Source organism: Ignavibacteriota bacterium (assembly GCA_016218045.1).
In the GTDB taxonomy this organism is placed as follows: Bacteria; Bacteroidota; Ignavibacteria; order SZUA-365; family SZUA-365; genus JACRFB01.
In genome coordinates this window covers 132550-144995 of sequence record JACRFB010000001.1, presented here as the reverse complement: position 1 = coordinate 144995, position 12446 = coordinate 132550, and the positions used below count along the sequence as shown (strand labels likewise).

Below are 12446 nucleotides of genomic sequence, written 5' to 3'. Positions count from 1 at the left end.
TCAAATGCAACCTACAAAAGCGCCCGCATGCGGACAATTTGAAGTTCCATTAGCCGTATCGATATTGAGAATTCAGTCACCCGGAGAATGTCATGAGCGATACAACGAACAGCCGATTCCCTGGAGCCGGAGGCACATCCGGCGGCTTCGGACAGTTTTTTCTTGGAGTGGCTCTTCTGGGTATCGGTCTGTATTTATTCCTGAGCCGCGTTATCGTCGTATCAAACCTCTGGACACTGTACGGCATGAACGCGTTCGGCATCGCATTGATACCACTCATGCTTGGCATTGTGCTGCTGTTCGTCAATGCAAAATCCGTTGCAGGATGGGTGTTAACCGCTGGGAGTTTCGTGTTCATCCTCTTCGGAATCATTACAAATCTGGCAATGTTCTTCATGCCGACGAATCTTGTCGTGACACTGTTGATGCTTGGGATGATTGCAGCCGGCGCGGGGCTTATGCTCCGGGCGTTCAAGCCCCGATAGACGCGGAAGAAGACGGGTGAGTCCAAAAAGAAAACGCCGCCGTGACACGGCGGCGTTGATTCACACCTGTGGACATTGTATCCAGACAGCGGTCAATATCGCTCAACGCGGATGCTCGACATGCCCGCATCGATGTTGATGACCATTCGTTTTTTCTTCTTTCCAAATTCAGCAGTACGGTATTCCCCGTCGCCCAGACTTTCGAACCCATCAAAATGTCTGCTCGACATCGGGGCATCTGAGCGGATCTCGCAATCGACGCTTTGAGGAATGCGGAAGAGAATCGACGATACACCGGTTTCAAGATCGATCGTCGTCAGGTCCGCCTTGTCCCCGAGAGTCACTTCGATAGATGCGGCTCCTGCATCGATGCTCAACTGGTTAACCTTATAGGACGACAGATCGAGGTCCATTTTTGCTGCGCCGATATCGAAATCCAGATCCCACAATGGTGCAGTGTGCAAGCGCATGTGTACCTGATTCTTGATTTTGCCTCGCCAGTGGATGGAATTGTCCCCTTCCAGCCCAAGCACCACATGCGTCATCGAATCAAGTCGTTCAGTTGTCAACTGATACGGCCCGATGGAGCTTTTTGCTTCGGCCATGACCAAGAGGTTCGTGGAATCGGAAATTGTGAAACGGCCCGCGCCTGCATCGAAACTGAATGACGCACGCGTAATGCTTGAATCGAATTCTTGGCGTAATTCCTGATCGACGGAGTTCAGCGTGCTGTCACTCCAATCGGCATGTACGACGTCACATCCATGATTGACTGTGGAGAACAACAGGAGGCCGACGAGCATTCCGGTCGCACCTACCACTATCCACTTGTACTTCTTGTCTCGGAGAACAACGGCCAGCCCGATCAGAACAAGCACCAACGGCCAGAAGTCGACTATCCCGCTCCATGGCCAGTGCAGTCCGAAAAAATTCTCGACCGCTCCAAGAACACCAATCGTAATAAAAAACAAAGCCCAGAAGATTCTGCCTGATTTCATGGTGATCCTCGCGTTCTATCAGTTCTTTTTCAGTGCGGGCCAGAGTAAAACGGTGCCCAGTGCGATGAGAAGCAGCGGCCAATACATGTCGAAGCAGAAGTTCGGAAGAACATTGCCAAGAAAGAACAGTCCGCCAAGTACGATCAGAAATGTACCAATGACGAGACTTCCCTTCCCATCCTTCACTCTGAGTGTTGGAGTTGCCACTGTTCCCCCGGCGTCGGAGAATGCGGTTTCAGCTTGTGCCTCGAGAGGTTCTGAAGCAGGGGCGTCGGAGGCAGGACGTTTGGGCATTATTATCCAGAGAAGCACGTACGCGATCACGCCGATACCGTGCAAGAACACCAAGGCAACAAACAGAATACGCGAGAGTACAGGATCAATACCGAAGTACTCCGCGAGTCCGCCTGCGACACCGGCGATCATTTTTTCCGATGAAGATTTGTAGAGCCGTTTTTCCATGGCGTCACCCTTGGACTGTAATTGATAAATCGTCCCTTGGAGCGGTTCGGGACGGAACATGTGCTGCTGTGCTCCGCCTCGGGTACGCGCCACAGTGAGCAATTGTTTCAGAACAAGGGGAATATTGGCATTGTCACAAGTCAGTCGTAGATTCGGTGTCAGACGAGTTACTCTCTTTTCCATCGTTCGGATCCACCTGCTTACTTTGGCGGACCCCAAATCCGCATACTGAACACAGCCCATGGTTGACCACGCCGTTTCATATCTGATCGACAATCCGATCCTCGCCTTGTTGCTCGGTCTGCTCGCAATCAGCCTTCTCTTATCCCTCGCAAAAAAGCTGTTCAAGATTGCCCTCGTCATTGCCATTGTCCTTGCGATTGCCGGAGGCAGCGTGCTGCACTTCGCGAACCAGCAGGTAAAGGAACACGGCAAGGTGCTGATCGACAAGGGAACGGAACTCATCGAAGACGGTGCCCGGACAGTCGAGAAACACGTGAAAGAAAAGCTTGCGGGTGGAAACACTGATGACAGCACAGGTACACCCACAAAAAAAGAGAGCAAGAAACCATCGCATTAAGCCGCCACGACCAACGTCCTTCGGCTACGGCCTTCACTGAGGCGATATCTCACAACTGGAGAACACCCATGCGACTGCTACCTCTATTGCTACGTGTTGCGATACCCGCGGTTTTCCTTCTTGTTCCGCTCAGCGAATCGCACGCGCAGGTGCCTCCCGGAAAGCGCTTCGGAGTCGGGTTCTCACTGGGAGAACCCACTGCCGTGACGATAAAGTGGCGAAGCGGTCCTACAACCGCCTTTGATTTTGGAATTGGCCATTCGTTTATGGGGTATCCGCGCGTGCACGCCGATTACCTGTGGCAATTTTTCTATCTTTTCCCCCGCACCGAATTCAGACTCAATGCCTATGCAGGCATCGGAGCAGCAATTGGGTTTGGCAAGAAGGGAAAATACCTGCTGTTCGATTCGCAAGCCGACAGCAGCCGCTGGTACTACACACATTCTGTTTCATTTGCAGCACGCGGCGTGATCGGCCTCAATTATTTCATCGCGCGTCCAGGACTTGAATTCTACTTTGAGGTGAATCCGCTTCTTGGATTTGCACCAGAACCTGCGCTCGACGTTGAGGCCGCATTCGGAGCGCGACTCTATATTTATTAAGAGGGAACACACGGAGCCACACTCACCCACGGAAACAGGCCTTCGTACAAGAGCCCTGTACCCCGAAGGATCTGTGACCCTCCGTCGCGCTGTGGACGTCACGAATATCAGCCGATGTGATATTACGCGGTGTAATCTCACATCAGGGGCGCTCGCACCAGCACGTCGTGGTACCTGGATCAGCCGAAACGGCCCGTGACGTACTCTTCCGTCTGCTTCTTGGATGGATTCGTAAAGATGGTTCGTGTGAGGTCGTACTCGATGAGTTCACCGAGATAAAAAAATGCAGTGTAATCGCTCACGCGCGCTGCTTGCTGCATGTTATGCGTCACAATGACGATTGTGTACGTGTCCTTGAGCTCGAAGATGAGTTCTTCGATCTTCGCCGTTGAGATAGGATCAAGCGCGCTGGCGGGTTCATCCATGAGAAGGATGCCGGGGTTCACAGCCAAGCTGCGAGCAATGCACAATCTCTGTTGCTGGCCGCCGGACAGTCCCAGCGCGGAGTCCTTCAGACGGTCCTTGACTTCGTCCCAGATGGCCGCCGACTTAAGACTTTCTTCCACGATCTCGTCGAGACGGCGCTTGTCCCTGATCCCGTTCACCCGGGGGCCATACGCGATATTGTCGTAGATCGATTTTGGGAATGGATTGGATTTTTGGAACACCATGCCGATGCGCTTACGGAGTTCCACAACATCGATATTCCTGTCGTAAATATTTAACCCGTCGATGCATACTTCACCGCTGATTTTCACTCCGTCGATGAGGTCGTTCATACGGTTCAGCGTTCGGAGGAATGTCGACTTCCCGCATCCGGACGGACCGATAAATGCGGTTACCTGATTCGGTTGAATGTCGATCGAAATATCCTTCAGGGCCTGTTTCTGGCCGTAGTACAGGTCGAGGGAACGCGTAACGATTTTTGCTTCGGTGTCTTTCATCGTCTCGATGGAGTTATTGGCCCAAGCGGTTCAAACGTGCGCGGATTCGCGAACGGAGGAAGATGGCCGAGAAGTTTAACGCGAAGGTGAGGATGAGAAGGGTAAACGTTGTCGCATATAACAGCGGCTTCGTCGCCTCCACATCGGTCGACTGCGTGGTAAGAACGTAGATGTGATAGCCGAGTTCCATGAACTGTGATGAGAGAGAGCCCGGCAGTTCCGGCAGATAATACGCAGCGCCCGTAAACAGGATGGGTGCCACCTCGCCCGCGCCACGGCTTACTGCAAGAATGCCGCCGGTCATGATACCCGTAAAGGCGCCCGGTATCACGACGCGGCGGATTGTCTCCCACTTTGTCGCGCCCAACGCGAGACTCGCTTCGCGCAGGTCCTTGGGCACAGCTTTAATCGCCTCTTCCACCGAGACGATGACCACCGGAAGAGTCAGCAATGCCATGGTCAATGCAGCCCAGATGAGCGCCGGCTGCCCCCACTTGGGCCGTGACGCATCGGCATAGTACGTCATATATCGGGCGCGCTCTATGAGAGCTCCAGCACCGTTCACCTCGTCCATGATTTTCAGGCCGTCGATCTGCTCCGCCCAGTATTCACTGTCGTCGCTTTCAAACAGGCGTTTCACCTCGACGGTGGTCGCCTTTCCGTCGTCTGAAAATGGAGACGTACCCGTGGAGAATATCTGCTCGATTCGTTGCATGCGGGAATCTCGAGACCAAGTGTCCATCTGTTTACCCACGGTGCCGATGAAGAAGCCCAGACCGAAGAGTCCGAAGACGATGGCGGGTACTCCCGCGAGAGTATTTACTGCAAAGCGTATGAATCGCGCGATGATTGACCTTTCACTCGCATACTCGGTGAGGTAAATGGCGGTGATGGTTCCCACGGGCACCCCTGCAAGAGCCATGATAATGACGAGCATGGCCGTGCCGATGATCGCCGGGAATATGCCTCCCTCGGTAAGGCCTTCCGCGGGCGCCTCAAAGAAGAAACTCCACGAGAGATTTTCCTTCCCGAGCAGGAAGATGTGTATGAGAAAATAGACGACAAAGATGATGATGATAAATGCCGCGCTGCCGGAGAGGATCACAAAGATGTTTTCGCTGACCGAGCGTTTGGTCTGCATGCCGAGACGGCGCCACAGCAGAGTCACGCCCGCAACAATCACGGCAACGCCTCCCAGAGCCGAGTACCAAGGCAGGAGGAGGAGCAACGCTGCAAGAACAGCAACAGCGAGCAAAACTGATCCGAGGGCCGCCGCCAGGTCACGAAGTGGATTCTTTGACGTCATAAACTCAATTCCCCTGGAAGCGCTTGATAAGCCGCTTCCGCACATAGAATTCCGCTATCGCATTCAGCGAGAATGTCACAACAAAAAGCACCGCTCCAATGAGGAAAAGCACGCCGTAGTGCACACTGTGAAATTCGACTTCCGCCATTTCCGCGCCGATGGTCGCGGACATCGTGCGAACCGATTCAAAGAAATTCCATGACGTCAGAGCCGCGTTTCCGGTGGCCATCAGCGCGATCATCGTTTCACCAAACGCGCGGCCGAAACCGAGGATGATTGCGGCGAAAACTCCCGGTGTTGCGGCCGGCAATACGACACGCCAGGCCGTCTGCCAGCGCGAAGCACCCAGTGCGATACTTGCTTCCTTCATGTATCTGGGCACGGCTGCGAATGCATCTTCCGTTACCGTGAAAATGATCGGTATCACCGCGAGCGACATGCCGATTCCTCCCACAAAGGAAGTCAAGCGGTACGTCGAACCGGTAATCTCCTGCATTATGCTGGCTACGGTGATGAGACAGAAAAAGCCAATCACCACAGACGGAAACCCCGCGAGAATCTCGATAGCAGGTTTCATCACCTCGCGCATCCATCGCGGTGCGAACGTGGTTGTAAACAGGGCGGATAGAATTGCGATGGGAGCTGCGATGAGTATGCCTATGAGAGTGACTTTGAACGCACCCATAAACAGGGGCGCAAAACTATACTTCGGAATGCGTCCGATGGGTTGCCAGATATAGCGCGGCACATTGTCGATCAGGTCGTTTGCAAAAACCAGTTGTCCGATGGTAACCGGCTTGTCGTTGCCTGAGGTTTCGAGACCTTGGGATGCGGCGCGTCCCGCTTCGAGCGAGCCAGTCGGCTGTGCATCCGTGGTGCCCGGAGTTTCGCCATACGTTTCCGGCACCAGTTCTCCACTCCCGAAGGATTCGGGCTGCAATGATTCTCCGCCGTACGATTCCGGTACCAGACTCTCGTCAGCACTGGTTGCACTCGCTACAACATGCTCAGGACTGCGAAAGGCCCAGGTCGACTCCTGGAAGACATAGTAGAATATCGCAAGAATAAAACCGATCGAAAGAACGGCAATTCCCTGAATCAGCCGCTCGGCGACAAATTCTCCGATGTAGAATTTCTTTCCATATCGCAGCGGTTTGTGAACCAGGAAGCGGTTTGCCGTTCTGCCTGGTGCGCGTAGAACGGCAGAGGCATCAGGATCGCCTGTAATCTCCGACCGTACACCGCCGCTTCCGAGAAGCGATACGTGAGACAGCGGTGGCTTGCCCGCGTGTGAGGAATCGTCTGGTGCTGCTGCCATGAAGCTCTGCCTGGTTTAGTGTCGTTGAATTGGGCGAACTTTCTTTATCCGACGACAGCGCCCCTGGATGACAAGGGGCGCTGTCGCAAAATATCGGACGTAGAGATCTTTTTATTTGACCGGAAAATACCCGACAGCGGTGACAACCGCCTGGCCTTCGGCGCTCAATATCCAATCAATGTATGCTTTCATGGCGCCGGTCGGTTTGGAGCGGAGATACATGTAGAGGTAGCGCGTGATCGGGTATTTGCCGTTTGCGATGTTTTCTTTCGTCGGGGCAAACCCATTCACCTTTGTTTCACGAATGCCTTTACCGTACGCAGCGCCACCGTAGCCGATCCCGTTCGGGTCTTTTGCGATTGCGTTAACAACCGCCGCGGTGCCTGGCAGATTCTGGCACGAGGGGGCGTAGTCTTCACCCTTCAGGACGTTATCCTTGAAGTACACGTAGGTTCCGGAGTTGTTCTCGCGCGAGTAGAGAACAATTTTCGCATCCTTGCCGCCTACCTGTTTCCAGTTCGTGATCTTGCCGGTATAAATGTCCTTGATCTGCTGAAGAGTAAGGTCCGTGACGGAATTATTTTCGTTCACATAAACGGAAAGACCGTCCTTTGCGCAGGGAATTTCAACACCGAGCGTGCCGAAGCGTTCCTTGAGTTTTTTCAGCTCGGAGGGTTTCATCGGGCGCGACGCGTTACAAATGTCGGTTGTACCGTTAATCAGGGCCGAAATGCCGGTACCCGAGCCGCCGCCGGTAACCTGGATGGAAACGGCGTTGTTTTTACCCATGTATTTTTCCGCCCAACGTTGAGCGAGAATGACCATGGTATCGGAACCCTTGACAGTGATTTTATCTCCCGGACCAAATCCGGTTGCCAGCACAAAAACCGAAGCGAGCAGGAGGCCTTTCAGAATGCCATGTTTCATGATGTATTTCCTTTGAGTATCTGTAATCGCGTTGTAATCGTATCGATGGTAATCAGAACTTGTATTGCGCGCGGAAGGTCATGAGATTATCGACGGGATCGGTCTTCAGGAACCGATCGTTCGTCTTCGTCGAAGGCATGTCGTACCACAGCGTCAAGCGCACGTTCGGGAACGTGTAATTGTGGATTCCGAGTCCCAGGGTACTGACCGTGAGTTCGTTCACGAGATTGACCTTGTCTTCGCTAATGGCCGTATTGGGGTTGTACGAATCGTACTTCACCGCGATCTGGAATTCGTCGCCGATATTTTTGACAAGCATCACATAGAAGCCGCTGAAATCACGCTTGCGAATCGGATTGATCGGGGCCGCGGTCGAGAGCGTATTCACATCGGAGCCCACGATGTACTCGCCGAGTATTTTCATCCCTCCGAAGAAATCGTAATACAACTGTGCTTCCACGCCGAACCAGTTGCGGCTCACCGGATCCCCCACCTTCAGCGTGGAATCGGCCACACCGTTGGTCGGAACATCACTCTCGAGAACTTTCGCGCTATTGGCACGCACGTTTCCGAAACGGCCATGGACACCTACATCGAGACCGAGATCGCCGAGTGTGAAGGACTTTGTGGCACGGGCCATGAAATAGTACGGTTCGGTGCCGAAGTTGGGATTAGCCTGGTTGAAAGTACCGCCGAAGGTGTTGTTAAATCCTGCGATCTGCAGCGAGAAGAGATCCTCGGGAGAAAAGGTAAGCATGGCGCCAAGATCGCGCTCGCCGGGGTACAGTGTGGAGATAATACGGGAGCGTTCGGGAGACTCACGCTGGCTCGATGAATACTCCACTTCGTAATTCGGACGGTTAAAAACACCGAGGCGCAGGGCGAAATACTTCATCCACGGTTCGGTGAATTCGAGGTAGGCATCTTTTAATGAGAAGCCGGTATTCGAATAATCCGCCTGCACGACCATGTTTGTGAGGCCGCCATCGTATTGGAACTTGATACGACTGCGACGGAGACGGAAACGTGATTTGATAAAATCTTTCCCGTCATAGGGATCGGTGGCGAGCCCCTTCTCGAGTTCACTCTTCTCAAAATTCACCTGCAGATAACCACTGACCTTGATCTTTTTCAGAGCATCACGGTCGGTCTGAAGTTCCTTCACAGCCTCATCCATCCCCTGTAACTGGCTGCGCAGTTCTTCGACCTGTTTTTTCAGTTCGTCGTCGTCGGGCGAGGGTGATGCGGACTTGGTCTCCGTCGACTGCGAGGCGCCAGATTTCTGGTCGCGCTTCGGATCGTCGTCGGAAGACACGCCCTGTGCGCGGAGTGCTCCGACAGACACAAGCAATGCAAGGACGGTGAGGGACAAGATTCTCATTCTCAGTTCTCCTGTGAGATATTCAATATGGGAGTGTACAAATAGTCGCTCTTCACAGTCCCAAAATTATGCGTGCGGTGTTAGCTCCCGGCGAGGTGTGTGTTAGGATTCGGTTAATACTCGAAAGCTTCGCGTAGGGGGCGAACTGCCGCAATTCAGAGATATTGAGCAAAAGCCGATCCTGGTGAAGCCTCGTTCGAATTCTCCGGCCATTATCGGTATAAATAACGACGGGCAACACCCTTCGGTGCTGCCCGTGCCGAATCTGCAGAAGCCCTAGCGTGTTTTACTCAGGGGGCTGCGTCAGCTCGATCACCAGTACGCGGCCGGGTTCGAGTGTGGCACTCAAAACCCCTTTCACAAGCGGGAACGTTGTTCCCGTCAATGCGTCGGTCACAGAATCACCCGAGGCGATATTCACGCTCATTGATGCCGGATTGATGCAATCGGCATTCGCAATGACCACGAGAACATGATTGCGATCGACGGAGCTGCGCGAGAAACAGAGCGTTGTTTCGGGTTCGGCCTTGTGCAGGTGGAAACAGTCCTTGCGTGGGTCCACGATGACGGAATGCCAGCGGCTCCGGATGGTGAGAACTCTTGAAATCAACTCCGCGAGATGTTCTGTTGTGGCCCATGATAGCACACCTTCGCTGAAGAGAGGCAGTGTGTGAGAGGGCAGCGTCGCGATTTCGTCGGGAGTAAAACCAAGTCCGGTATTCACGGGCGAGGTCTCGCCGAGCTCGAATCCCTGATGCACGAAGTACACCGCGGGGAGGAACGCGTTCAGTACTGCGGCCATACGCGAGAACGCACGCCCCCCCGCCCTCGACGCAGCACGTGGAGTATTGTGATTTTCGGCAGTGGCGAAGAAGGGCACCGGAACATCCTGTGTTGCAAGAGTGACAAAGAACTCGCGCAATTTCGCCGGGAGGTGTTCATCGAACAGCAGATACCCCACGGCTGCGTTGTATCCTTCCTGCCGGGATTTCACAGAAATGGCGAAGTTCTCCTCCCAAAATGCAAAGTCGGGATTGAGCTTGCGTGCGCGATCGACAATCGACTGTTTCAGCCGCCTGGGAAGGGCATGCCCCATGTCGATCATGACGCCGTCGATTCCGAAATTTTTCTGATAGTGCGGAATGATGTTGATGATAGTATTCCACAGACCCCGGTTCTCATTATCGATTTGCGCGAGGCGGGAATCGTAGACACGGATGGTGTTATATGCGATGTAGTTGAAACTCGGGTGATCATACATCTTCAGATATGTCACGTCGTTCCAAGGCGGCTGCACATCATCCGGCGGCCAATCGGCGAATGCGCCAGGGATTCTGACTTTTCGGTCGTCGAACAACGTGCCGATGTAGCGACCATCGATCAGGTCCACATATGCAGGCGGTTCCGTGAAATAGGCGCGGTACTCGCGACCCGGAGGTGGCAGACTGCTCGTGTCGTTACGCTTCACTCGCAGGGTGATAATCTGAAGTTCTTCCTGTGAAAAGGTCGGATTTCCATAGCCCGCAGCGGCATCGGGCGCGCTGCCGCGATCCGGGATGGACGCATCGATCCAATAGAACCAATTCGGATGTTCCGCGATCCATTCGGAATCCTTCGACGCGGTCCGAAACACGAATTCCATGACGATGCGGAAGCCAAGCCGATGGGCCGCTTCAACAAAGGCTGCATATTCGGTCTCGACATCGAGTCCGAGCCAGGGTTCGGAAAGGCGTTGGTCGAGTTTGTACGGATTTTTAATCGCGTACGGAGAGCCGAGTGAGCCCTTGTTTCCATCCTGGCCGATGGCGGTCACCGGCAGAAGGTAGACCGTATTACATCCCATCCGTTTCAGATACGGGAGCATGGCAATGGCTTTCAGGAAGGTGCCGGTTTCGCGGTACCCCCCGTCGAGATCGTCGAGGGATATCTCACCATCACCGTTATGATCACATGCCGCAGTAAGCCGCACGAACATGTTGTAGACCACGGCGTCGGTGCTCCATTCACCACCCGATGCAAGCGGCGCCGGCGATTCATCCGGCATCGCGAGGATCGCCTCGATGCGATCTCGGAAGAATTCCCGCGGATGAACCTCGACAAGACCCACATGGTCGAGGCCCTCGTCGGCAGCCCAAAGCGCTGGGATGAGATATTTGTCGGGAGAGGGCCCAGAGGCCAGTTCGCGCAAACGGTCGGACAACAGAGAGAGGCCGTTCATGAGATTCCTTTCATGGCTCGATTTCGGTGGTGCTGCAGTCGTCGTAGATCGAAAGCAGCGCGAGAACCGTCAGTATATATCCCGCGTGTGCGGGGTTCCCAAATGCCGGCGTGCGAAGCCGGGGTCAATCGAAAAAGACGTCGACGAGAGAAAGCATATCGGGATCAAGCGTTTTCAATGCGCCACTGATCTGATTGATCTCGATATCCACAATGTGGTTTCCGCTGAGTGCAACCATACGTCCGAAGACACCGCGTTCGATCAATGACATGGCATGTAATCCGTAGCGCGTGCCTAGGACACGATCGAACGCGGACGGTGAACCGCCCCTCTGGATGTGGCCGAGCACGGTGCTGCGCGTTTCGAAACCGAGTCTGCGCTCGATTTCCGAAGCAAGGACTGCACCGATTCCGCCCAGACGCACATGCCCGAAGGCATCCTTCTCCATACTGCTGAGCACGAAGCTGCCGTCTTCATCACCTTCCGTTTCAAACTTCGCGCCTTCGGAGACGACCACTATACTGAAGTTCCGGCCGCTGTCGTGACGCGCTTTGAGGCGTGTACAGACGTTGTCAATGTTGAATGGTGCCTCGGGCACAAGGATCACATCAGCCCCGCCCGCCAACCCGGCATAGAGCGCGATCCAGCCGGCGTGACGTCCCATGACCTCGACAACAAGAATGCGGTTGTGGCTCTCGGCCGTGGTATGGAGGCGGTCGATGGCTTCCATTGCAATATTAACAGCCGTGTCGAAGCCGAAAGTAAAATCGGTTCCCATCAAATCGTTGTCGATGGTTTTCGGAATACCGATTACTTTCACACCGCTGTTGTGCAGGCGGGCTGCAACTCCGAGCGTGTCCTCTCCGCCGATGGGCACAAGCACATCGATATGATTTCTCTCAAGGAAGGACATGACGGTTTTTTCACCGTCCGCTTCCTTGTATGGATTTGTGCGGGAGGTTCCCAGTATCGTTCCGCCGCGATAGATAATGCCCGAAACGGAATCGCGGGTGAGCTCGACCGCGTCGTCATCAAAAAAACCCTTCCACCCGTTACGGATGCCGAGGATGGAATGATTGTCTTTCAGGCCTTTGCGGACAACGGCGCGAATGACGGCGTTTAATCCAGGGCAATCACCGCCGCCGGTCAGTATCCCAATTCTCATGATGCATCCAATGGTGAGTGGTCAGTTACGCAAAGTAACATGGTGTCGGCTTGAAAAACA

At 54.1% G+C, this 12446-nt stretch carries 12 protein-coding genes; 3 read left to right on the top strand and 9 right to left on the bottom strand.

Going from position 1 to position 12446, the window contains the following annotated elements; all coding sequences use genetic code 11:
• Window positions 1-92: 92 nt before the first annotated feature.
• A complete protein-coding gene (locus HY962_00605) occupies window positions 93-485 on the top strand; it encodes a hypothetical protein (GenBank protein MBI5645403.1) in 393 nt (130 codons plus the stop codon).
• Window positions 486-577: 92 nt separating this feature from the next.
• Here the strand turns inward: HY962_00605 and HY962_00600 are convergent, their stop codons facing one another.
• Both HY962_00600 and HY962_00595 read right to left on the bottom strand, forming a co-directional pair.
• The gene (locus tag HY962_00600; GenBank protein ID MBI5645402.1) at window positions 578-1483 is read right to left on the bottom strand and encodes a hypothetical protein; all 906 of its coding nucleotides are present in this window, start codon (window positions 1481-1483) and stop codon (window positions 578-580) included.
• 18 nt (window positions 1484-1501) lie between these two features.
• The gene (locus tag HY962_00595; GenBank protein MBI5645401.1) at window positions 1502-2005 is read right to left on the bottom strand and encodes a PspC domain-containing protein; all 504 of its coding nucleotides are present in this window, start codon (window positions 2003-2005) and stop codon (window positions 1502-1504) included.
• 181 nt (window positions 2006-2186) lie between these two features.
• Between HY962_00595 and HY962_00590 the strand changes: the two genes are divergently transcribed.
• Entirely contained in the window at window positions 2187-2525 is a 339-nt protein-coding gene (locus HY962_00590; GenBank protein ID MBI5645400.1) for a hypothetical protein, read from the top strand.
• Between the two features lie 68 nt (window positions 2526-2593).
• The gene (locus tag HY962_00585; GenBank protein MBI5645399.1) at window positions 2594-3127 is read left to right on the top strand and encodes a DUF3996 domain-containing protein; all 534 of its coding nucleotides are present in this window, start codon (window positions 2594-2596) and stop codon (window positions 3125-3127) included.
• A 179-nt stretch (window positions 3128-3306) separates the two neighbouring features.
• Here the strand turns inward: HY962_00585 and HY962_00580 are convergent, their stop codons facing one another.
• The 7 genes from HY962_00580 to HY962_00550 all read right to left on the bottom strand — a co-directional run bounded on the left by HY962_00580 (window position 3307) and on the right by HY962_00550 (window position 12386).
• Window positions 3307-4071, bottom strand: a complete 765-nt coding sequence (locus tag HY962_00580) for a phosphate ABC transporter ATP-binding protein (protein ID MBI5645398.1) — start codon at window positions 4069-4071, stop codon at window positions 3307-3309.
• A gap of 13 nt (window positions 4072-4084) precedes the next feature.
• On the bottom strand, window positions 4085-5377 hold the full coding sequence (locus tag HY962_00575) for a phosphate ABC transporter permease PstA (protein MBI5645397.1): 1293 nt from the start codon (window positions 5375-5377) through the stop codon (window positions 4085-4087).
• A 4-nt stretch (window positions 5378-5381) separates the two neighbouring features.
• A complete protein-coding gene (gene pstC, locus HY962_00570; GenBank protein MBI5645396.1) occupies window positions 5382-6695 on the bottom strand; it encodes a phosphate ABC transporter permease subunit PstC in 1314 nt (437 codons plus the stop codon).
• A 111-nt stretch (window positions 6696-6806) separates the two neighbouring features.
• Window positions 6807-7622, bottom strand: coding sequence for a phosphate ABC transporter substrate-binding protein (locus HY962_00565; GenBank protein ID MBI5645395.1), 816 nt, complete (start codon window positions 7620-7622; stop codon window positions 6807-6809).
• A gap of 52 nt (window positions 7623-7674) precedes the next feature.
• Window positions 7675-9003, bottom strand: coding sequence for a hypothetical protein (locus HY962_00560; protein MBI5645394.1), 1329 nt, complete (start codon window positions 9001-9003; stop codon window positions 7675-7677).
• 286 nt (window positions 9004-9289) lie between these two features.
• Window positions 9290-11221, bottom strand: a complete 1932-nt coding sequence (locus HY962_00555) for an alpha-amylase (GenBank protein MBI5645393.1) — start codon at window positions 11219-11221, stop codon at window positions 9290-9292.
• Window positions 11222-11345: 124 nt separating this feature from the next.
• Entirely contained in the window at window positions 11346-12386 is a 1041-nt protein-coding gene (locus HY962_00550) for a 6-phosphofructokinase (protein MBI5645392.1), read from the bottom strand.
• Between the last annotated feature and the right edge of the window lie 60 nt (window positions 12387-12446).